Source organism: Pseudomonas sp. Y3 TE3536 (genome assembly GCF_053629175.1).
Window position 1 is genome coordinate 4,728,511 of record NZ_JBRJHU010000001.1, and the last position, 22,665, is coordinate 4,751,175.

Consider the following 22,665-nt stretch of genomic DNA (forward strand, 5'->3'; position numbering starts at 1 on the left):
GAGAACCGCAATGACCGACACCCCCATGACACCCCCTGAATTCGAAGCGGCCTTGCGTGCCAAGGGCGCCTATTACCATATCCACCATCCCTTCCATCAGGCGATGTATGCCGGGCGTGCGACCCGTGAGCAGATTCAGGGCTGGGTTGCCAACCGCTTCTACTACCAGGTCAACATCCCGCTCAAGGACGCGGCAATCCTCGCCAACTGCCCGGACCGCGAAGTGCGCCGGCAATGGTTGCAACGGGTGCTCGACCACGATGGCGCGCCGGGCAGCGAAGGCGGCATCGAAGCCTGGTTGCGCCTGGGGGAGGCGGTCGGGCTGACGCGTGAGCGCATTTTGTCCCAGGAGATGGTCCTGCCTGGGGTGCGTTTTGCTGTGGACGCCTACGTCAATTTCGCCCGCCGCGCAGGCTGGCAGGAGGCTGCCAGCAGTTCGCTGACCGAACTGTTCGCGCCGCAGATCCACCAGTCGCGCCTGGACAGCTGGCCCCAGCACTACCCCTGGATCGATGCCGCCGGCTACGACTACTTCCGCACGCGCCTGGGCCAGGCGCGGCGCGACGTCGAACATGGCCTGCGCATCACCTTGGCGTATTACGTCACGCGTGCTGGCCAGCAGCGGATGCTGGAGATTCTGCAGTTCAAGCTCGACGTGCTCTGGAGCATGCTCGATGCCATGAGCATGGCGTATGAGCTGGAGCGGCCGCCTTATCACAGCGTGACCCAGGAAAACGTCTGGCATCGGGGGATCGCCCTGTGAAACTGATCGATGGCGAACAGGTGCTGGGGTTGCGCCGCGGCTACCGCCTGCAATGGGAGCCGCGCCAGGATTGCCATGTGCTGCTGTACCCCGAGGGCATGATCAAGCTCAATGCCAGCGCCGGTTGGGTGCTGGAGCTGTTGGACGGCCAGCGGTGTGTGGCGGCGATCATTGACGGCTTGGCGCAGCGCTTCCCCGATGTACAGGGGCTGGACGAGGATGTGCTGGCGTTTCTGGAGGTGGCCCGTGGCAAGCACTGGATCGAATGACACGCGCCCGGGGCCGCCGCTGTGGCTGCTGGCGGAGCTGACGTACCGCTGCCCGTTGCAGTGCCCGTATTGTTCCAACCCGTTGGACTTTGCCCAACATGGCCAGGAGCTGAGCACTGACGAGTGGATCCGCGTGTTCCGCGAAGCGCGGGCGATGGGCGCCGCGCAGCTGGGCTTTTCCGGCGGCGAACCGCTGGTGCGTCAGGACCTCGCGCAGCTGATCAAGGCCGCGCGGGACATGGGCTACTACACCAACCTGATTACCTCGGGTATTGGCCTGACCGAACAGAAAGTCCGCGACTTCAAGGTCGCCGGGCTCGACCACATCCAGATCAGCTTCCAGGCCGCAGATGAGGCGGTCAACAACATGCTGGCCGGCTCGCGCAAAGCGTTCGCCCAGAAGCTGGCGATGGCCAAGGCAGTCAAGGCCCAGGGTTACCCGATGGTGCTGAACTTCGTGACCCATCGGCACAATATCGACCAGATTGCCGACATCATCGAGCTGTGCCTGGCGTTGCAGGCGGACTTCGTGGAACTGGCAACCTGCCAGTTCTACGGTTGGGCCGAACTCAACCGTGCCGGCCTGCTGCCGACCCGCGAGCAATTGCAGCGGGCCGAAGCCATTACCCAAGGGTATCGCCAGCGGCTGGAGGCCGAGGGGCATCCGTGCAAGCTGATTTTCGTCACGCCGGACTACTACGAAGAACGCCCCAAGGCCTGCATGAACGGCTGGGCCAACCTGTTTCTTGATATCACCCCAGACGGCACTGCGCTGCCGTGCCACAGCGCCCGCCAGTTGCCGGTGGCCTTCCCCAACGTGCGCGAGCACAGCATCGAGCACATCTGGAACGATTCTTTTGGCTTCAACCGCTACCGTGGCAATGACTGGATGAAGGAGCCCTGTCGCTCGTGTGATGAAAAACACCAGGACTTGGGCGGCTGCCGCTGCCAGGCGTACATGCTCACCGGCGATGCCGCCAACGCCGACCCGGTGTGCAGCAAGTCGCCGCACCACGGGGTGATCCTCAAGGCCCGGGAGCAAGCGCAGACCGCAGGGCAGGGCATGGCGCAGCTGACCCTGCGCAACGAGCAGGCGTCGCGGTTGATTTTTCGTGGCTAAGCCGGGCCCCCGCTTTGGTCTGGTTGCTTTCGCTGCGGGATGCTTTAGGCTGGCGATTACCTTCCAGAACAATAAGAACAGGCTTTCCAATGAGCCAGAGTTTCAGCCCACTTCGCAAGTTCGTTTCGCCTGAAATCATCTTTGGTGCCGGCTGCCGGCACAACGTCGCCAATTACGCCAAGACCTTCGGTGCGCGCAAGGTGTTGGTGGTCAGCGACCCCGGCGTAATCGCTGCGGGTTGGGTGGCGGATGTCGAGGCCAGCCTGCAGGCGCAGGGCATCGACTACTGCCTGTACACGGCCGTTTCGCCCAACCCGCGGGTCGAAGAGGTCATGCTCGGCGCCGAGATCTACCGGGAAAACCACTGTGACGTGATCGTCGCCGTCGGCGGCGGCAGCCCGATGGATTGCGGCAAGGCGATCGGCATCGTGGTCGCCCACGGGCGCAGTATTCTCGAGTTCGAAGGGGTGGACATGATCCGCGTGCCCAGCCCGCCGCTGATCCTCATCCCCACCACGGCCGGCACCTCGGCCGACGTGTCGCAGTTCGTGATCATTTCCAACCAGCAGGAGCGCATGAAGTTCTCCATCGTCAGCAAGGCGGTGGTGCCCGACGTCTCGCTGATCGACCCGCAAACCACCCTGAGCATGGACCCGTTCCTGTCTGCCTGCACCGGCATCGATGCGCTGGTGCATGCCATCGAGGCGTTTGTGTCTACCGGCCACGGGCCGTTGACCGACCCCCATGCGCTGGAAGCCATGCGCTTGATCAATGGCAATTTGGTGCAGATGATCGCCAACCCGACCGATATCGCCCTGCGCGAGAAGATCATGCTGGGCAGCATGCAGGCCGGGCTGGCGTTTTCCAATGCGATTCTGGGTGCGGTCCACGCCATGTCCCACAGCCTGGGCGGCTTCCTCGACTTGCCCCACGGCTTGTGCAACGCGGTGTTGGTGGAGCACGTGGTGGCGTTCAACTACAGCTCGGCACCCGAGCGTTTCAAGGTGATTGCCGAGGTGTTCGGCATCGACTGCCGCGGGCTTAACCACCGGCAGATCTGCGGGCGCCTGGTGGACCACCTGATCGCCCTGAAGCACGCAATCGGCTTCCACGAAACCCTGGGCCTGCATGGGGTGCGTACGTCCGACATCCCGTTCCTGTCGCAACATGCGATGGATGACCCGTGCATCCTCACCAACCCCCGCGAGTCGAGCCAGCGTGATGTCGAGGTCGTTTATGGCGAGGCCCTCTGACGAGCAGCAGCGGGCGCTCGCCGGGCTGCTGGGGCTGGGCGACCACTCGGCACGCAAGAGCCATTACCCGGAGCTGGCAGCCCGCCTGGACGAGCTGGAGGCCGAACGCAACCGCTACAAATGGCTGTTCGAAAATGCCGTCCACGGGATTTTCCAGGCCAGCCTGCAAGAAGGCATGCGTGCCGCCAACCCCGCGCTGGCGCGCATGCTTGGCTACGATAGCCCGCAGGCGGTGCTGTTTTCCCTGACGGACCTGGCCGCCAACCTGTTTGTTGGCGGCGCCGAAGAGCTGCATGCGATCACTGCGACGCTCGCGCGCGAACACAGCCTGCACGGCTACGAAACCCGCTTGCGGCGCCGCGACGGCAGCCACCTTGATGTGCTGATGAACCTGCTGCTAAAGCCTGGCCACGAAGGGCTGGTCGAAGGCTTTGTCGCCGACATCACCGAACGTAAGCAGGCCCAGCAGCACCTGCAGCAACTCAACGACGAACTCGAACAACGGGTCGCCGCGCGGACCGATGAACTGCTCGAGGCCAACCGCAACCTGCAGCAGCAGATCACCGAGCGTAAAGCGATTGCCCGCGCCCTGCGCGATGCCCGCGACGCCGCCGAAACCGCCAACCGCAGCAAGGACAAATACCTGGCTGCTGCCAGCCATGACCTGCTGCAACCGCTCAATGCCGCCCGCCTGCTGATCTCGACCCTGCGCGAACGGCAGTTGCCGGAGGCGGAGCAGGTGCTGGTGGAGCGCACCCACCAGGCACTGGAAGGCGCCGAAGACCTGCTGACCGACCTGTTGGACATCTCCCGGCTCGATCAAGCGGCGGTCAAGCCCGACGTGGCCTTGTACCGCCTCGACGAACTGTTTGGCCCGCTGGTCTCGGAGTTCAGTTCGGTGGCGGACGCTGAAGGGCTGAAGCTGCGGGCGCACATTGGCGACTATGCCATCAACACCGACCTGCGGCTGATGACACGGATTTTGCGCAACTTTCTCAGCAACGCCTGCCGCTACACCGACGAAGGCAAGATCTTGCTCGGGGCCAGGCGTCGCGGCAGCCACTTGCGCCTGGAGGTCTGGGACACCGGGCGGGGCATCGCCGAAGATCGGTTGGAGGCTATTTTCCTTGAGTTCAACCAACTGGACGTCGGCCGTGCTGCCGATCGCAAAGGCGTGGGCCTGGGGTTGGCTATCGTCGAGCGGATCGCCAAGATTCTCGGTTACCGCGTCCAGGTACGGTCGTGGCCGGGGCGTGGCTCGATGTTCAGCATCGAGGTACCGATCGGCACAGAAGTGCCGCTGCCTGCTCACCCGGCGATGCCGCAAGCCAGCGCCGGAAACCCGTTACCCGGCCGCCGGCTGCTGGTGTTGGACAACGAAGTGAGCATCCTCGAAAGCATGGGCGCGCTGCTTGGGCAGTGGGGCTGTGAGGTGGTGACTGCGACCGACCAGGCCGGTGCCCTGGCGGCCTTGCGGGGGCAGGCGCCGGAGTTGATCCTGGCGGATTACCACCTTGACCACGGCGTTGTGGGTTGCGAGGTGGTCAGGCATTTGCGCGAGCATTTTGCCGTCGCCATTCCAGCGGTGATCATTACCGCAGACCGCAGCGATCAGTGCCGGCGCGCCTTGCAGAAGCTTGGCGCTCCGCTGCTGAACAAACCCGTCAAACCGGGGAAGTTGCGGGCGGTGTTGAGCCAGTTGTTGGGGTAGGGCGGTTTGGGGCCAAAGGGTCCGCTGCGCGGCGGCCCCAATAACAGCCCACTCAGTCGCCCAGGCAATCCTGCACAACCCTGACCCACAATCTGAACCCAAGCGAATTCGTTCCACTTCAGTTCGACAAGCCTGCTTTATACGTATGCGGTCCACAAACCCCACCTCCCCAAGCAGTGGGTTAACGGCTTACCGTGGCGTCTCTGGCGAGCAGTCCCACGGCAGCAGAGCTTCGTAGTCTGCTACTGACGAGGCGTGTTGAGATTGTCACGAGGGTACCCAGTCAGGGTGAAGCTCAGGCCCGGTTGCAGGCGAACATCGTCACCTTGGACTTCGGCAGTGCGTACATCATGGCGAAGCGCGATGATGCGGTTTTCGGTGAACGGCTTGCCCACGGCATCGCGTTTATAACGGCCCGGGTAATCAAAGTATTCGTACTCCTTGGACTGATGCTCCAGGAAGGGCCCTGCGGCTCTGTGTTCCTGGCGGTAGGCTGGGTTGGTAAAGGTGTGGTCGCGCTGAACCTGGCGAGCGGTGCGCACCTGCTCGCTGTAGCGCAAGCGACGAAGGCAGGGTATGGCTTGATCGCCACCGCTGTTGGCGTGGTACAAGACGGTGTTGGGGTCTACAGGCTCGTCGTCACCCTCGGTTTTGATGGCGCCATGGCTGATCAAACCAAGGGACTGCAGGCGATCGGTGATGATCAGCTTGTGCAGCTTTTCACTGTGCGCGAAGCGGTAGACGAAGCCCTCTTCCGCAGCAATACGGGCGATGAACGCCAGGTCCGTCTCACCGGCCTGAACGCAGAATTCGCGGACCTGATGGTCCATGCTGGCGCGCAGTTCGTACTGGTTGATGCCCTGGCGCTGGAGCATAAGCTCAAGAATCTGCGGGACCGTCTTTTGCTGGAAGATGCGCCAGTTCGAGCGCAGGTTGGCACGGGCCAGTTGCGGCTCGACCAGCGCGTGGTAGTAGGTGCGGTAGGAGCCGCTTTCAGCCTGGCTGAAACGGCTGACGAGTCCGTGCACATACCGTACTGGTTGCTCCTTTTCCCAGATGGTGAAGAGCACGGGTTTGTCGAGCAGGTGGCCGAAGTCGATATCGTTTTCGAAGCTGATCAGTTTCAGCTCCAGCTCGAAGGGCGTGCTGATCCCTTCTCGGAGTTCGAACGACATCACTTCGAATTCAGCGCTGCCAACCAGAGGCTGGAAGCTGTAACGCAAGTCAGATTGGCTAGGCATAAGCAATCCTTGTCCGCCGTCTGAAGAGACACAAAGTCCGGGCAGGTGTACCCGCCCGGGGCCTTTGTAAATATCAGACGGCTGGTGCGCGCCAGTCATCAGAGCCTGAGGTATTCGCTATGTTGTGCTCCCAGGTGATCTTCCTGTAGGCCAGTGCTACCTCGATCAGCTGCGTGTAGTGCTCGTTTTTCGTGTCTTGCGCGTGGGGTAGGACGGTATTGATGCTGACTATGGTCGCGTCTTCAAGCTTGGTGGTGAAGAAATACTCTTGTGTGCCCAGCGTCGAAGTGCGGTACCACTTAATGTCGACTGATGGCAGCATTTCGCCAGTAGCCAGCGCTTGATACATCAGCGGCGTGGCCTTGTTCAGCGAACTGGTGAACCTGAGCGGCTTGTGCACGCGCTGACCGCTGGGTTGGCCGCTCTGTGGGTCAGTTGGCGTGGTCACCTCATGCTTGATTTCCTGAACCAGGATTTCATCTTCATGGCCTTGCTGGAAAATATTGCCGACGGAGTCAGCGGTGAATGCGCCAGCAGTGATGAGGCCTTGAGTTTGGCCAGTGATTGTGATGTAGGCGGGTGTTGGCATGGCAGTCTCTCCTGCGTCCATGTGGATAAACACGCGCACTCAGGGTGGCGTGGCCATCGGGAGCGATGGGCTTGTCAACGAAGCAAACGCCTCGCTAATTCGTTGAAATAAGTTGCGCCGTATACCGGCTTGCTACTGCTGCAAAATGCCGTTTAACGACTCCAGCACCTCGGTAGTTATGAGGTGCAGCCGGTAGCTGTAGATGCCGTAGGCCACCGCCATGACGAGGGCGGAGAGTGCCAGTGGGCTCCACCACGGCCATTGCCGATTCATGCGGAAGTTGCTTGGGGCGACGTTGGTGTATGGATCGCAGACGGTCTCCGGCGTGGGGCCGCGCAGTTCGCGAATAATCCCGTGGAGTTGATGTATCAATGCGTTGAGGGACTCTTCGCCTTTCGGCGCGATGGCGTACTTGCCCTTCAAACCCAGGCACAGGGCGAAGTACATGAACTCCAACACGTCCTGGTAGCGCGTGGGTTCCTGCATGAGGCGGGAGAGCACCGTGAAGAACTTCTCTCCACCCCAGGTTTCGTCGTGGAAGATGCTGAGCAGGGGTTCATGGCTCCAGCAGCTGGTCTTTCCCCAAGGCCTGTCCATGACGGCTTCATCGATGAAAAGGCAAAGACCGTATGAATACGCCAGCAACTGAGCGGGTTCGTAGCCGTGCTGGCGCATTTCCTCGCGAATATTGTCGATCTGGTTGCGCACCTGCTGGTGCACGTCCTTGATGTTGGGCAACGCATCCAGTGTGCGCAGGCGTATCACCAGGCCGAACAGCGGCGCGGCGGCATCCAGCATCAGGTTGGCGTACCCGCCACGCAGCTGGAAGTCTGGGTCTGCCGGGTATCCCTCATAGACTGGCTCTGCTTTGGGCGTTATCTCAGGGGAAGCTCTATTGAAAGCGGCATTGCAAAATTCGTTTTACAAGCTGTATGGTCCAGTGAATGGTCTGAGAAATACAGTTACCAATGTTATGCAGGCTCTGAGTGATCGAGAAGGCGGTAGGACTTCTAAGTATTTACTTCAAGGCCTAAAGTAAGGTTTGCAAAATATAACTTGAAGGGCCTTGAGGCGAGTGACAAGGGGCCGGACAGCTTTGCACTGCTGTACGGCCACTTTGATCATGCGGGCTTGGTTTCGGAGAATATTCTTTCAATCTCTCTTGAGTATTGGCGGGGGGCAGGTATTCGGATCTGTTTTATGTACTCTGGCAATTCGCTTGGTTTGTTCGAGAGCAAGCAGTATTCAATAGCGTGGCTGATTGGGAAGTTTATCTTGGGGGGTTGATTGACTATGTTGTCTCTGCCGCCATTGGGCTCAGTATAGGTGGATTGTTTTTTTATGATGTAAGCTAATAGGTGTTGCCGGTGGTTTAATATGGTACACTGCAAGCTTTCACAAGAAAGTGAGGCGTGTTTAATCCATTTCTCCATAAGTGTGATGACGGCTTCGTGAATTTTGGATTTTCTATCTATTTTCTCGGGAATGTACTTGTCCAGTTCGTCGAGAAGGTTTGTATAGATATCGGAGTGCATGAGCTCAGAAAGTGTCATTTAAAATCCTCTGTAGCGGCTAACATCTTGTATAATCTCAATTAATTCACTTCCTGGATGCCTGTGGTGATCTTTGGCTGCATGCTCCCAAGGTGTTACCTTTTCAAGATTGTATGGAATATCAACGTGTTTGCCATTACGTTGAGGCCAGTGGCGATGGTTAAGCTCGATCGAGACATTTCTTATTCTTTCCGTGCCGGATTTGAAGTGAAACTCTTTGACTCGAATTCTTGGGGCAAGACCTAGGCGCATTCTAAACATGTTTATTGATGAATACATGCCCTTTGGTGCCGCTTTAGCCTCAGCTTTCCAATAATGACGTCTTGCTGATGGCCAGCATTTGAGTCCTAGTGGATCGACCCAGCTAGATGGGTTGGGTGCATACTGAAAGAGGTTTAGCCCCCCCGCCAGTCCTACCGGATCGACTTGAGTGAAACAACCCACATCAGGATCGTAGTATCTAAATGTGTTGTAGTGCAGCTCCGTCTCTCGGTCAAGGTACTGCCCTTGGTATCTTAAGTTTTGCTCACGGATTTGCCGTGGGCTGCACCATTCATCCCATGAGCGACCCCACCCTCGATAATCACTGCGCCACACCGACTGGCCCTGCTCATCGGTTAACTGTTCGGGCAACCCGGCCAGATTGGTGTGGAAATATTGTATGTCTTCCAAACCTGGTTTTCCGTCTAACCGTGCTAACGGCTCATAGCCGTGCAGATTAGGATAGACAAAAAGGTTGGGCAGCCCGCTCTGAACTTCCTGCAGCAATCGCAACCCCTGCCAGTGAAACAGAGTACAACTTACCGGTTCAGCTTCGCCTTGCTTGTACACCATTTTGCTAATCCGACGCCCCAGCGGGTCGTAGCCGAACACAATGCGTTCGGTCTCCTCATGCCGCTCTTGCTCCACGCATACCAACCGCTGCTCGGCGTCATACTGGAAGCGCTGCACTCGATGGCTGCCGATTCGCTTTTCACACAAACGGCCAAAGCGGTCATAGCGGTAGCGTTTGTCCTGATAGACCAGGACACGATTGTGCTTGATCAGGCCATTGAGCTTCGGCCCGTCGAACAAGTTGTCGGCCTTGTCGTATTTGAAATGCTCAACCTGTGCTGCTTGCCAGTTGGGACGAGATTGCTGAGTACTCTGCAATTGCTCGTTCGGATCGTAGCCATACCGGTTGCTACCGGTGTAGCTCTTGCCAGTGTGTGGGGAACGATGAAAATGGCCGATGATCTGTTCAAGGTGCGCGGTGTTTCCAGTTGCAGCGTCGCCAACACCACGACGCTGGGTTTGGGTCAAAATCTCAGCAATCAGGTTGTCGCTGTTGTCGTAGCGGTAGCTCTTCTCCAGTAATGGCAGCACTTCCGCTGGGGCGTCGCGATAGTGAATGGCCTTGCTGCCCAGCCGGCCGCTTTGGTCATAGTGAGTGCGTGTGATCAGACTTCCCTGAGTACGCAGCACTTCGTTGTGCACCGCGTCACGTTCGAAGTCGCTGATGACGCGGCCATTCAAGTTGATCTGGTGAAGGTGCCCGCTGCCGTAGTACAGGTAGTTCAGCGTTCGCTGATCAGGCAGGGTCAACATCTGCAGATTGCCAAGTTCGTCATAGCAGTATTGCAGCAAGCCAGCACTGTTGCTTTCGCTAATCAGTTGCCCGCTCGCGTCATAGGTGTAATCAAGCTGCTGCTTTTCACCCTGGTTGTCCGTAAAGCTGATAGACAGCAGGTTATCGGCGGCGTCGTAGTGGTAGTCGGTGGTGCCATCCTCGGTGTGCTTGCTCAGTAGGCGGCCAACTGCATCGCGTTGGAAATCATGGCGAATCGAAGCGGTCCGTGTCGGCGGGGCATTCTCAGAGAGGGGTGGTTGTTCGTATGAAGAGGGGACATGGGTGAGGCGGGTGACGGCATCGAGTGTGTCGTATTCGTAGATTCGGCCACTGCCATCCAGATCCTGCTGTGCCACCAAGCGGTCCAATTTGTCCCAGCCAAACGTGTAGGACTCTTCATTCTCGTTAGTGAGTTGCAGTAGGCGACCATAGGTGTCATAGCGAAACTTCACGCTGTGCCCCATGGCATCTATACGTTCGACCAGACGGCCACTGCGGTCATAGCGAAATTGCAAGGTCTTTTGCGCAGGATCGATGTAGCGAGTCATTTGCCCTGCGCTATCGATCTCGTAGCGATCGCATCGTCCGTCGGGGCGTTCGCTTTCGATCAGGTAACCGCGTACATCGTAGTGAAAGCGTGTCTGTTCACCACGAGCGTTGATGGTCTGGCACAAACGACTATCGGCGTCGTAGTGATAGAGCGTCTGCGCGTTGCTGCAGTCGCGGAAGCGGGTCAACTGGCCTTGTGTGTTCCATTCAAGGAACTTGCGTTTCTCCAAGGCATCCGCGATGCAGGTGACGCGGCCTTCGGGGTTGTATTGGTACTGGGTCCTACGGCCAAGTGGGTCTTCTTCCCAAAGCAGGTTGCCATGTGTGTCATAGCCGTAACGTAGGATACGTCCTGCACCGTCGGAGACCTCGGTGGGTAGCGCCCAATGCTTCAGGTACTTGATGTGCTCGCTGCGTCCGAGCGGGTCGCGTGTCTCGATCAGGCGGCCGATATCGTCATAGTGATAGCGCCATTCACCACCTTGTGGGTCAATGCGCTTGGTCAGTTGGCCCGCGATAGTCTCTGCCTGCCAGCAATTGCCCAGAGCATCGATGTGCTTGTAGACCTCGTACAGCGGCCCCCAATAGTAGAGATCCTGACGCCCTAAACTGTCGGTTACCCGTGTTTCGCCACGCTCAAGGTCGTAGGTGAATTCGTACGCTTCGCCATCGCTTCCCCAGTGACGGACCACACGCCATTCGTGGTCAGGTTGCGGTTCAAGCAACGGTGGCAAGCGATAGGGTGTGCCGTCAGCACGTTCTGGCGTGGGCCGTTCCTCTGAAATGGCGAAACGTTCCCATTGGTATTCTCGGACAGCGCCGCTGGCCAGTTGGTGACTATTGAGGAAACCCTCTGCCGTGTAGGTAAAGCGCCGGACCTGTTGACCGCTTGCATCCAAGACTTCATGTAACTGCCCGTCGTTGGTGTAGCGGTAACTGGCCAACAACTCGTTGCGCTCGATACCCGGCGCATCACCTTTCTTGAGGAAAACCCGTGATACTTTGCTGACGCGGTTTGCGTGTGGGGAATCAAAATGCAGCTGTACGACGGTTTGGCCGTACTTATCATAGAGTGCTTGCAGACGCCCTTGGTTGTCGTACAGCACGTCGAGGACATTGAGGTTGCGGTCGCCAAGTCTTATGAGGCGTGAGCGGTGAGCATCATGGGGGTCGACTTCGAAGACGCGATAGAGCCCTTGGTGGATATCCTCCACGACCGTTTGGTTATTCTCCAACTGAAAGAATGCCAAACCATCCGTGACACTGACAAAGGCGTCACCCGTGTGGAGTCGTCCCAGCTCCAGGCGATTGCCTTCTTCATCGATGTAGAGCCACAGCTCACCACCCTGAGGGTGCGGGATACGAACGAGTTCGACTTCATAGGGCAAGCACCAGCCCATCCCGAACAGGCCACCTGTGCGCAGGTCCCTACTGTCATAGCGACGGGCCCACTGAATGCCTAGCAAACCAGGCAGACTGAAGTCGATGTCTTCCGGACCGTCCTGGAATTTGCTGCCGGTGGCGACGGCAACGGGGTTGCCCAATTTACAACCTTTGACGCGGCCAAAACGTCGTGAAATAAGTATCCCCGCAATGATTCCGGTGAACATCGCAATCTTGCTCTTGCCATTGCGAATATCCCGAACCGTCGCCGTTCCGCCACCAATGCGTACATTCGGCGATACCTTCTCATTCACATCGATCGTGGCATCGCAGGTGGTCTTGTCACCCGATCGCGCTGCAGGCTGGCCGTTGATGAAGACCTTGTCCGACCCTTGCGCAATATAGGTTTCGGGCATCGGGGGATGGCGGCTACATGAGATCTCATCCTTGCTCTTGTCTTGCGCGCCGGGGTCCTTTGGTGTGGTGACGGGCGGGTTGAAGACATCGCGGATCGCCATGGCCAAACCCACCACAGGCATCAGCAAGGACGTCGCCGCCATGGCCATCGAACCCACGTTCTCCAGAATCGAGGGTTCCGCTTGCTCGGCATCGGCCGCTCCCCCTCCTGGCGGCCCTGTGATACCGGCCGCGCGAGCGGCGGGCTTGCTGTTGATAAACACATTGCCTGACCCGCTTTTGATCTTTCCGAAAGGCTCGGGAGCGGCGACGCTGTTGCCAAGGTTGTCGCAAAAGCTGGATATCGCATCGCCGATGGTCTGGTTTTCACCAACCGAGAGGGTGCTCACTGCACCGACTGCCGCCCCTGCGACGATTCCGATGACGATGCCTGCTGCGCCACCGGTCGCTACGGTGCCCACAACCGCCAGGCTTACGGCGGCAGCTACGGCTGCTGTGGCGGCGGCATAAATAGCGACCTCGGCGACCGCGCTGACCATTTCGGCCAAGAGGGAGGAATGCAGTATTTCGTCGCCCTTCCGGGCGGCGTGAACGATCTGCGCCATGAGTTGTTAGCTCCAAGCTATTGAGTAGGTGTTTTTTTTCGCAGGCGTGGGCTTTAGTTGAATCGGAGCTTCTGCTTGATTGCCCGCCAGTGCTCGATGTCGTCGGTGTTCAATGGGGTTGGCTTGCTGTAGTTCAGTACCAGCAGCCGGTGCTGGCCTGGAATGAGACAGGCCGCCTGGAGCTGGAAGTGGGACTTGTTACCCACCATGAATTCAATGCCCATCTCGCGGGCTTCCACTGGCTGTTCATCCGCCCCCAAACGCGCGATCTTTGTGGGCGTGATGGTCATTGCCTTGGACTTTTCACGCAGCATTCGCAGCTGGTCTTCGATGGCCTCGTCCAACGTCTTGTCATCGGCGACAGGACTGCGGGCCATTACCAACGTGGTGTCTCGGGCACGGAAACGCAGCATGTTGAGCGTCAGGTCTTCAGGTACTTCTTCGCCTAGATTGAGGATCAGGTCGTGAGTCAGGTATTCCGTCATTGCAGGAGTCCTTTCGGAAGTTTGTTACATGCGGGAAGCGGGAGCTGCTACTCGAAATGCCCATCTACTTCAGTCTTCAAAGCACCACTATCGCGTCCATCCGCGGCGGCACCCGCCGCTCCGCCCTCAGGGTTAAGGTCGAGCTTCGCTGCGGGCGTGTTGATCTGTCCGGTTTGTTGCCCGGTGAGGTTGAAGGTCTCGCAGGTGATATTGAGCGTGCCGTTGGCCTGCATCTCGATCAGCGTCTTGCCGCACTTGAGGCGCAGGGTGTTGCCTGCTTCGATCTCGTAGTCACCGGCAATGAGGTCGTTTTTTCCGCCGCCCACTTTCAAGGTGTCGTTGGCTTTCACGACGCGCAGACGATTGCGGCCGATGGCAACAGACTCGTCCTGGCCAATGCTCTGGGTCCGATCAACACCGACTGTGAGGGACTGGTTGTTGTTGACCTGGGTGTTCTGGTCCTTCTGGGCGTGGATGAATACTTCTTCTTTGCCCAGTTCATCTTCGAAGCGCAGTTCGTTATAGCCGTCGCCTTTGTGGGTCTGGCTCTTGATGGTCATGCGGGTCTTGTGATCAGGCAGGTCGTAGGGCGGGAGCTGATCACCGCAATAGGTGCGCCCTGTGATCATCGGCTGATCGGGGTCGCCATTGACGTACTGGATGATCACGTCCTGGCCGATCCGCGGGATGGCCATCGAGCCCCAGCTACCACCGGCCCAGCCTTGTGATACACGTACCCAGCAGGAGCTGAATTCGTTGTTTTGGCTTTCGCGGTCCCAGGGAAAGCTGACCTTGACCCGGCCCCACTCATCGCAATAAATCTCTTCTCCCTTCGGGCCGACAACGGTAGCCATGTGCGGGCCGTCGATTCGCGGTTTTGCCAGTGGCGCAGGGCGCCATTCGGTCCGACCGGGAACCAGCACGGCGGTCTGCTCATAGCGCGTACTTGCATCGGAACTGGTGGCCTCTTCCTGCAGGCTGGTGAACTGGATACCTTTGTGGGTAACGGTGTTCACCCGCCAATGCTCATTGAGATTGTCACGAGGGTGCCCAGTCAGCGTGAAGCTCAGGCCCGGTTGCAGGCGAACATCGTCACCTTGGACTTCGGCAGTGCGTACATCATGGCGAAGCGCGGTGATGCGGTTTTCGGTGAACGGCTTGCCCACGGCATCGCGTTTATAGCGGCCCGGGTAATCAAAGTATTCGTACTCCTTGGACTGATGCTCCAGGAAGGGCCCTGGGGCTCTGTGTTCCTGGCGGTAGGCTGGGTTGGTAAAGGTGTAGTCGCGCTGAACCTGGCGAGCCGTGCGCACCTGCTCGCTGTAGCGCAAGCGACGAAGGCAGGGTATGGCTTGATCGCCACCGCTGTTGGCGTGGTACAAGACGATGTTGGGGTCTACAGGCTCGTCGTCATCAGAGAACTCCTCGTCTTCACCCTCGGTTTTGATGGCGCCATGGCTGATCAAGCCAAGGGACTGCAGGCGATCGGTGATGATCAGCTTGTGCAGCTTTTCACTGTGTGCGAAGCGGTAGACGAAGCCCTCTTCCGCAACAATACGGGCGATGAATGCCAGGTCCGTCTCACCGGCCTGAACGCAGAATTCGCGAACCTGATGGTCCATGCTGGCGCGCAGTTCGTACTGATTGATGCCCTGGCGCTGGAGCATAAGCTCAAGAATCTGCGGGACCGTCTTTTGCTGGAAGATGCGCCAGTTCGAGCGCAGGTTGGCACGGGCCAGTTGCGGCTCGACCAGCGCGTGGTAGTAGGTGCGGTAGGAGCCGCTTTCAGCCTGGCTGAAACGGCTGACGAGTCCGTGCACATACCGTACTGGTTGCTCCTTTTCCCAGATGGTGAAGAGCACGGGTTTGTCGAGCAGGTGGCCGAAGTCGATATCGTTATCGAAGCTGATCAGTTTCAGCTCCAGCTCGAAGGGTGTGCTGATCCCTTCTCGGAGTTCGAACGACACCACTTCGAATACAGCTTTGCCAACGAGCGGCTGGAAGCTGTAACGCAAGTCAGATTGGCTAGGCATGAGAAGTCCTTGTCCGCCGTCTGAAAATTCGAAAGCCCCTGGCAGGGCTTGCCTGCCAGGGATGTTCAGGCGGGTCAGACGATCGGTTTGCGCCAGTCGTCGGAGCCTTCGGTACCTGCGGTTACGTGGGACCATGTAATCTTGCGGTACGCCATTGATACCTCGATCAATTGGGTGAAATCAGCGTTCTCCTTGTTTTGTGCATGGGGCAGAGTGGTATTGATGTCGACAATCGTGGCGTCTTCCAGCTTGGTGGTGAAGAAGTGCTCTTGCTTGCCTTCCACCGAGGTGCGGTACCAGTTGATCTCCACGGTCGGCAGCATTTCACCGCTGGCCAACGCCTGGTACATAAGTGGTGTCGCCTTGTTCAGCGAGCTGGTGAAGATGAACGGCTTGTGCACGCGCTGGCCGGCGGGCTGGCCGCTTTGCGGGTCTGTGGGCACGGTAACTTGGTGCTTGATTTCCTGAACCATGATTTTATCTTCATGGCCTTGCTGGTAAACATTGCCGACGGAGTCAGCGGTGAATGCGCCAGCAGTGATGAGGCCTTGAGTTTGGCCAGTGATTGTGATGTAGGCGGGTGTTGGCATGGCAGTCTCTCCTGCGTCCATGTGGATAAGCACGCGCACTCAGGGTGGCGTGGCCATCGGGAGCGATGGGCTTGTCAACGAAGCAAACGCCTCGCTAATTCGTTGAAATCAGTTGCGCCGTATACCGGCTTGCTACTGCTGCAAAATGCCGTTTAGCGACTCCAGCACCTCGGTGGTAATCAGGTGCAGTCGGTAGCTGTAGATGCTGTAGGCCACCGCCATGGCGAGGGCGGAGAGTGCGAGCGGGCTCCACCAAGGCCATTGCCGATTCATGCGGAAGTTGCGCGGGGCGACGTTGGTGTACGGATCGCAGACGGTCTCTGGTGTCGGGCCGCGCAGCTCGCGAATGATCCCGTGGAGTTGATGTATCAATGCGTTGAGGGACTCTTCGCCTTTCGGCGCGATGGCGTACTTGCCCTTCAAACCGAGGCACAGGGCGAAGTACATGAACTCCAACACGTCTTGGTAGCGCGTGGGTTCCTGCATGAGGCGGGAGAGCACCGTGAAGAACTTCTCTCCACCCCAGGTTTCGTCGTGGAAGATGCTGAGCAGGGGTTCATGGCTCCAGCAGCTGGTCTTTCCCCAAGGCCTGTCCATGACGGCTTCATCGATGAAAAGGCAAAGACCGTAGGAGTACGCCAGCAACTGAGCGGGTTCGTAGCCGTGCTGGCGCATTTCCTCGCGAATATTGTCGATCTGGTTGCGCACCTGCTGGTGCACGTCCTTGATGTTGGGCAACGCATCCAGGGTACGCAGGCGTATCACCAGGCCGAACAGCGGCGCGGCGGCATCCAGCATCAGGTTGGCGTATCCGCCACGCAGCTGAAAATCTGGGTCTGCCGCGTACCCTAGAGATTCGTCCTTTGCAGTGTTGGCTTCCTCGGTCTCACTCTGTTCGGCCTCATCATGGGCGCGTGCTTGCGTTTCTTGTGCTTTCTTCCTGGCTCGCTGAATCGACGCCACTACGCTCTGGCTGACATCATCCTCATTGCTGAAATCCCCTGTCATTTCTGTTCCCCCCTGATCGCCCAGAACTGCAGCTCCAACCCAGGGAAGTCCCCTGCAACATGAATCCCAAAGCCATTGGCTGTTTTCATGCACGCCCACGCCGGGTCACGCCGGTCCAGCTCGAAATAGCTGAAGCCTGCGTGGAAGGGCAGGTCGCGAGGTGCCACCGGCAAGGCGTTCAAGGGAATGCCGGGCAGTTGCAGTTGCACCAGATCCTCCAGTGCTTCGAGTGAAGTGATCTTGGCTTTCTGAATGAACATTTGGCGCAACGCCTGGGGTGGCAAATCGGCGCGCACGGCCAGGATGAAGGTGGCCTCATCGATCAACCGGCGGTCCTCCAGCGCGGCTGTCATGACGCCGTACTCCAGCGTCTCCAGCGGCAGCGAAACGGCGCGTGGTTGCAGGACCGTGCTCAGTGCCCGGCGTAGCGTGTCCTCCAGCGGCTTGAAGGAGGTGCGCAGCGCGGTGTGGTGATACGCCGGGTGTTCCTGCGGCAATCTGCTTTCGTCGGTAAAGGTCACTAACTCGCCACAAGCCTGGCTCATGCACAGGTAGAGCTGTTCTGGATGAGTCTGGCCTTGCCTGGCCAGATGCTGGAAGCACGGCCACCAGCGGTTCATGGCCTGCAGCAGGTTGAAGTCGCGAATGTCAGCGATACCGGACTGCCCCGAGGCGCCAATGCGGGCGGCGAGGTTACGTGCGCGCTCGCGCAGGGAGTTGGTGATTTCTTCAAGGAAGCGTTGCAGCGCTGGCACGGCGCGCACCGAAACGCTGGTGGGATAGAACCCTTCATCCAGCTGCAGGCTACCATCGGGGCGCCGCTCCAGAATGCGTGCCAAGGCCAACCGCGTGTAGGCGCTGCTGTCGTCGGCCTTGCGTTTGAGCTGCAGGTTCGGCACCGCCAGGTCGACCTGAACCAGATCGCCGTCGGCGCTGTGGGTGTCCTTGATCTCCTCGGTCTGGGCGCTGTAACGGAAGTTGGCGGCATTGTCGGGCCAGCTCACCTCGCGACCGCCCTCGGTACGCAGCGGCAGGCACAGGTAGATCTCGCTGTCCTTGGCGCCGTCGTCTTCGATTTCCAGCGGTGGCGGGGGCGGCAGGTCTGCTGGTATATCGAACACCGTGCCGTCCGGCATGATGCCCCGTGCACGGGTGATAGCGATTTTGCCCAGGCTCAGGTACTCGTCGTTCAACTGCAGCTCGCTGAAGCCATAGAAGGCTGCGTTCAGGCTGCCGAGGCGTTGATGCAGGGCCGCTTCGGCGGCACGGGTAGCTTGTTGGAAATGCTGCGGTTTGACGAACAGGCCTTCAGGCCACAGGACGGGGTTACGTGAACTCATGAGCGCTCCGTGTCAGCGTGAGTAATCGAGAAGGGCAGGATTGCAGGCGCCATCAGTCCTCCTCCTTGAGCAGGACCTGCGTGTCGTTGAGCAACACCGACAGGATGATCTGGTGGCCGCGGGGCGGAATGCGCAGCACTTGGCTCCAGGTGGCGTTTTCCTGGTTCCGGTAGTCGGCGATCACCGCAACGAAGCGCGTTTCGGGCTCGATGGGTGCAAAGGGGATGAACTTGAACTGGCCAGGTCGCAGCAGGTAATCGTCATCGCGGATGTAGGTGTTTCGCAGCGCCTTGGCAGGGTCCTTGTCCAGCAGTTCGTAAACACTGTTGCGCAGGAACGAGTCGTCGCGCAGTTGCAGGATCTTGATGGCCATGGGCGTAGCGACGGGCTCGGCAGCCACGGTGGTGGTGCGCGGTAAGGTCAGCACTACGGTCGGGTCGTCGTAGCTACCGGGGGCACTTTCCTCCAGGGGGGAGCGTGCGGGATCCTCGCCATCGTCGACTGGCATATCGACGGGTGACATAGCTGGGAAGTGTTCCTGAAGGTACTCGAACAAGGCCCCGACTTTTTCGGTCAGCACGTAGGGGTCACCTGCGCTCAGGCTTACGGCATAGGGGCTGGGCTCGATGACTGACTCCAACTCGGACGCCATCTCAAGGCTGTTCGGATTGCCATTGAGTGTCGGGCTGGCATTGATGCTGAACGCAACTTGGGTGGGGTGGTCCTTGGGTGGGCCGACGGGTACTGAAGGATCCATGACCACTTGGCCAATTTTGCTCAGGGAGGTGCAACCGGAAAGTCCGAGAAGCGCAACCAGCAGTCCGGCCACGAAAGAATGACGCGTCATGGGCGTTCTCCTGCAATCAGGTGTTCCAGCGGGCTCTCTTGCGCTGGCCCTGTCGCGGTGTCCAGTGCTGCCAAGGGATCGTTGCCGATACCTGGCGCGAAGGCTGAGCAGATGTCTGCGACAGCCTGCTTGGCGCCTGAAGTGGGTTGCCAAGCGTTGGCTGGAGCATCCAGTAGCCAGTGATCAAGGGTGCTCTGTTCAGGACTGAACAGGTCTTCCAGTGAGCGGGCATCGGCCTGTGAGAACTGAACCTGCAGTCGATAGGCGCCAATGCGCAGTTGGTCACCTTCAAGCAGACGCCTGGCGGTGCCCGACCCCACGCTGTCGAGGCTGTCGTTCAGGTAGGTACGCTGACAACGGTCAATGACGCAGAAGCTGCCCTCGATCCAGCGAATCTCGCAATGGACCGGTGCAATGGTCTGCTCACGATCGTTGATCAGCCACGTGGCCCCGGCGCTGCCGAGGGTGCCGCCTGTGCAATCGAACTGATGTCGGGCAGTGACGTTGTGCTGCAGCTGATCAAGGTTGGTGATGCTCAAGGTCAATGTGCTCATGAGCGCCCCCGGAACCGCACGACAGGGCTGATCTGGCCGTGACGGTCATCGACAAAGCTGGTCCAGCCCAGGTAGGCGCCTTGGCTGCGATGCAGGCAGAAGGGGGACAGTGCGTTCTGCTTCAGGCGCAGCTCCAGGTCGTAGGCCAGGCCGTCACGCAACAGGAAGTCGATCAGTGCTCGCAAGCGGTTGAAGTTGATGCCGCTGGGCAACAGGTCACGTAACTGTTCCTGATCGAGCTCGCTGATCACGATGGTGAACTTACTGCTGCGGGTGCGTGTGCGGCTGCCGACCATGAAGGAGCTGCCCAGCTCGCCATTGCTGCGGCCAAGGCTGACCAGTTGCCTGGCCGTGGTGGGGACCGAGCGGGTTTCGAACTCGCGGATGTGCACCTGCTTCAAGTCGAAGCAGTGGGCGATGATGCCGGCAACGGTACCCGGTGCACGGCTGCGGCTGGCGATGACCCCGGCGAAACTGAGCAACCGGCTCCAGGGCAGCGCGGTGTCGCCGCGCAGTTGTTTGTCATTCAACCCGAGCAGGGCAAAAATGTACTGCGAGAAGCCATCGGTCGCGCCCGGCTGGAAGCGGATGTAATAGCGGTATTTGCGCCAGATGCGGTGCAGCAGGCTCAGCAGGTAGTGATTGAAGAAGTCGAAGAAGGCCGGCCGCACACCGATGCCGTGGGCGTGCTCGTACGACACTTCTTCCAGGTAGTAGGTTGGCAAGGGCGAGTCTGTGCCGTGCAGCCCCATGAAGGTGGTGCACACGCGATAGCGGTCTTCTGCTTCAGGGATGCGTTCGGCCTTGTACACGTCGGACACGGGAAAGGTCAGGCGCGGGTCGCTGGCAAGCCGCACGCGCAGCCGGGTGGCGGGGTCGGGCCAGCGCGGTTCCAGATCATCCCCGTGCAAGCCGTGCAGGCGCTCCAGCAACTGGAAGAAGTTGTACTGGTGCGCCTCGGCGAGCAGCTTGTCGGCTAGATCAGCGGTTGTTTGCCGGTCTGGATGGGCCATGTGTAGTGCTCGTTATTGGTGGTGTTGATCACTTCCAGTTGGTGGAAGGAATTGATGCTGGCGTACAGGGCGAAGAAGTGCGCGAGCACGCAACCGAACAGGTACAGGTCGCCTTCGCAGAGGAATGCGTTTTGATCCAGCTTCAGCCGTGTACGCAAGCCGCGAATGGGCTGGCCCTTGATCAGCCAATCTAGGGGGTCTGTTTGAACATCCCGGATGCCATCGAGGCGCTTGCGGGTGGTGCGGGTTTGTTGGATGTCATGCAGGGCGGCGAAGTCATAGGCTTTGATGACCGCTTTCAGCGGCTCGGCCGAGAGCAGCGACAGGTAGTTGAGCGACATGTTGGAGATCAGGGCCCATTGCAGCTGGCCGTCCAGTACCGGCCGATAGGGGCGGGTGGGAGCACGAAGGTTGGTGTAGGTGGCCAGGGGAGGCGTGACTTCGGAAATCACATTGATGTCATCGACGGTTAACGCCATCGGCAGGTCGCGGTTGGTACAGGTCAGGTCGATGGACGCTGTTTCCAGTTCGCCGATATAGGCGTTGGCGTCGGCCCGTACGAACGCAATGCGGTGCGTGACACCCTCGCCCCGCAGGGAGTCTTCAAGCGTGTAGCGGTAGTACAGCGCCGTGCGCCCTTGTACATGCTCGATCTCATGGGCGAACGACTCGAAGGGGCGGAAGGTTCGCAGGTGTTCCCCGGTACTGCCGTCTGCCGTCGTACGGGTGCTGATGACCTGATCGACACTGAAGATTTCATAGGCGTGCGGCTGCTCGCCTCGGGGGGTAAGCTCGACTTGGGCGGACCGGTTGGACAGGTCGATAGGCTCGGCGCTGTGGCTGAACAGGTTTACCGCAGGGGTGCAGAACAGGCTGAAATCGGTGCTGCTGACACGTAGCGAATCAGGTAACTGGCGGGTGAAGTGAAATTCGAGGCCGACCTGCTGAGTCGCCTGGTCGGGCCAGACCTTCTCCAGCCCGGTTACGTTGAAGAAGTGGAAACGCTCAGGAAATATGAAGTACTCCTGCAGAATCCGGTAGCCGTCGAAGACGTTCTGTGGGTAAGGCAGCAACGCTTCGTCTGGATTGAAACCGGGGAAGACGATGCTGCCGGCCGGCAGCCGGCGGACCTCGCCATTGACGGTCACTGCGACATGCTTGAGGTATTGAGCAATCCACAGGTACAGCGTGCGGGCCGTTTGGGTATCACCGCTCAGATGAAAATCGAGGCTGGCGCAGCCCAGGGTGTTCAATGGCCGCTCGACCAAGGTGTGCAGATCGAGCCGAACCACCGAACTGTCGAGTGTTTGGGTCGCGCCCACCGACTTGATCTCGAACGGGTGAATGTCGACCGACGTGCAGGTCCGAAATTCGCAGGGCACACCGTCCACGGGTCTGGAGAACAACCGCGAGCCCTTGGCAATGCGCTGCGACTGGCTGAGCGCCTGCTTGCGAGGCGTAAACTGAATGATCGTGGCGCTTGGCAGAGGACGCAGGTAGTTGGGCCACAACAGCTGCAGCATCGGGTGCGTCAGCTCCGGCAGGTCGTCTTCCAGCTTGAGCCGAAGCTTGGCCGTCAGGAACGCAAAGGCTTCCATCAGGCGTTCGACATCCGGGTCGCTCCCCCCCTTGCCGAGCAATCGGGCAAGTTGTGGGTTGTCATGGGCGAAGTCGTTTCCCAATTCATGCAGGTAACGCAACTCTTCGCTGAATCGATCCTTGAGTGACATGGG

Annotated in this window: 17 protein-coding genes and 2 pseudogenes; 5 read left to right on the forward strand and 14 right to left on the reverse strand. The window is 59.3% G+C overall.

The features are described from left to right. The first annotated feature begins 10 nt into the window (after window positions 1-10). The 5 genes from pqqC to AB7M33_RS21415 all read left to right on the forward strand — a co-directional run bounded on the left by pqqC (window position 11) and on the right by AB7M33_RS21415 (window position 5,116). Window positions 11-763, forward strand: coding sequence for a pyrroloquinoline-quinone synthase PqqC (gene pqqC / locus AB7M33_RS21395; RefSeq protein ID WP_027596451.1), 753 nt, complete (start codon window positions 11-13; stop codon window positions 761-763). Continuing rightward, window positions 760-1,032: a pyrroloquinoline quinone biosynthesis peptide chaperone PqqD gene (gene pqqD, locus AB7M33_RS21400; protein ID WP_027596452.1), complete on the forward strand. Its 273-nt coding sequence runs from the start codon at window positions 760-762 to the stop codon at window positions 1,030-1,032. The genes pqqC and pqqD overlap by 4 nt, the downstream gene beginning before the upstream one ends. Then, a complete protein-coding gene (gene pqqE, locus AB7M33_RS21405) occupies window positions 983-2,152 on the forward strand; it encodes a pyrroloquinoline quinone biosynthesis protein PqqE (RefSeq protein WP_454243557.1) in 1,170 nt (389 codons plus the stop codon). The genes pqqD and pqqE overlap by 50 nt, the downstream gene beginning before the upstream one ends. A gap of 89 nt (window positions 2,153-2,241) precedes the next feature. Then, window positions 2,242-3,405 carry an alcohol dehydrogenase-like regulatory protein ErcA gene (gene ercA, locus AB7M33_RS21410; RefSeq protein WP_099429598.1) on the forward strand — a complete coding sequence of 388 codons (1,164 nt, stop codon included), beginning with the start codon at window positions 2,242-2,244 and terminating at the stop codon, window positions 3,403-3,405. Further along, entirely contained in the window at window positions 3,389-5,116 is a 1,728-nt protein-coding gene (locus AB7M33_RS21415) for a PAS domain-containing hybrid sensor histidine kinase/response regulator (protein WP_454243558.1), read from the forward strand. The genes ercA and AB7M33_RS21415 overlap by 17 nt, the downstream gene beginning before the upstream one ends. 257 nt (window positions 5,117-5,373) lie before the next feature. Here AB7M33_RS21415 and AB7M33_RS21420 read toward each other — a convergent pair. The 14 genes and pseudogenes from AB7M33_RS21420 to tssF all read right to left on the reverse strand — a co-directional run. Continuing rightward, window positions 5,374-6,357: pseudogene (locus AB7M33_RS21420) on the reverse strand (type VI secretion system Vgr family protein); the annotation flags it as partial. A 73-nt stretch (window positions 6,358-6,430) separates the two neighbouring features. After that, complete coding sequence (locus tag AB7M33_RS21425) at window positions 6,431-6,946, reverse strand: Hcp family type VI secretion system effector (protein WP_454243559.1); 516 nt, start codon at window positions 6,944-6,946, stop codon at window positions 6,431-6,433. 132 nt (window positions 6,947-7,078) lie between these two features. Next, window positions 7,079-7,819, reverse strand: a pseudogene (gene icmH, locus AB7M33_RS21430) (type IVB secretion system protein IcmH/DotU); the annotation flags it as partial. Between the two features lie 248 nt (window positions 7,820-8,067). Beyond that, window positions 8,068-8,499: a hypothetical protein gene (locus AB7M33_RS21435; RefSeq protein ID WP_454243560.1), complete on the reverse strand. Its 432-nt coding sequence runs from the start codon at window positions 8,497-8,499 to the stop codon at window positions 8,068-8,070. Beyond that, window positions 8,500-13,062 (reverse strand): RHS repeat-associated core domain-containing protein, encoded by a 4,563-nt coding sequence (locus tag AB7M33_RS21440; RefSeq protein ID WP_454243561.1) that lies wholly within the window; start codon window positions 13,060-13,062, stop codon window positions 8,500-8,502. A gap of 53 nt (window positions 13,063-13,115) precedes the next feature. Beyond that, window positions 13,116-13,547, reverse strand: a complete 432-nt coding sequence (locus AB7M33_RS21445) for a DcrB-related protein (RefSeq protein ID WP_454243562.1) — start codon at window positions 13,545-13,547, stop codon at window positions 13,116-13,118. Between the two features lie 47 nt (window positions 13,548-13,594). Beyond that, on the reverse strand, window positions 13,595-15,580 hold the full coding sequence (locus AB7M33_RS21450; protein ID WP_454243563.1) for a type VI secretion system Vgr family protein: 1,986 nt from the start codon (window positions 15,578-15,580) through the stop codon (window positions 13,595-13,597). 74 nt (window positions 15,581-15,654) lie between these two features. Then, the gene (locus AB7M33_RS21455) at window positions 15,655-16,170 is read right to left on the reverse strand and encodes an Hcp family type VI secretion system effector (RefSeq protein ID WP_265968019.1); all 516 of its coding nucleotides are present in this window, start codon (window positions 16,168-16,170) and stop codon (window positions 15,655-15,657) included. 132 nt (window positions 16,171-16,302) lie between these two features. Continuing rightward, entirely contained in the window at window positions 16,303-17,178 is an 876-nt protein-coding gene (gene icmH / locus AB7M33_RS21460; protein ID WP_454243564.1) for a type IVB secretion system protein IcmH/DotU, read from the reverse strand. Continuing rightward, window positions 17,175-18,518: a type VI secretion system baseplate subunit TssK gene (tssK, locus tag AB7M33_RS21465; RefSeq protein WP_454243565.1), complete on the reverse strand. Its 1,344-nt coding sequence runs from the start codon at window positions 18,516-18,518 to the stop codon at window positions 17,175-17,177. Before tssK ends, icmH (AB7M33_RS21460) begins: the two co-directional genes overlap by 4 nt. A gap of 52 nt (window positions 18,519-18,570) precedes the next feature. After that, window positions 18,571-19,365 carry a type VI secretion system lipoprotein TssJ gene (tssJ, locus tag AB7M33_RS21470; protein ID WP_454243566.1) on the reverse strand — a complete coding sequence of 265 codons (795 nt, stop codon included), beginning with the start codon at window positions 19,363-19,365 and terminating at the stop codon, window positions 18,571-18,573. Next, window positions 19,362-19,919: an FHA domain-containing protein gene (locus AB7M33_RS21475; RefSeq protein ID WP_454243567.1), complete on the reverse strand. Its 558-nt coding sequence runs from the start codon at window positions 19,917-19,919 to the stop codon at window positions 19,362-19,364. The genes tssJ and AB7M33_RS21475 overlap by 4 nt, the downstream gene beginning before the upstream one ends. Next, a complete protein-coding gene (tssG, locus tag AB7M33_RS21480; RefSeq protein ID WP_454243568.1) occupies window positions 19,916-20,932 on the reverse strand; it encodes a type VI secretion system baseplate subunit TssG in 1,017 nt (338 codons plus the stop codon). Before tssG ends, AB7M33_RS21475 begins: the two co-directional genes overlap by 4 nt. Continuing rightward, entirely contained in the window at window positions 20,896-22,662 is a 1,767-nt protein-coding gene (tssF, locus tag AB7M33_RS21485) for a type VI secretion system baseplate subunit TssF (protein ID WP_454243569.1), read from the reverse strand. The genes tssG and tssF overlap by 37 nt, the downstream gene beginning before the upstream one ends. Window positions 22,663-22,665 lie beyond the last annotated feature (3 nt).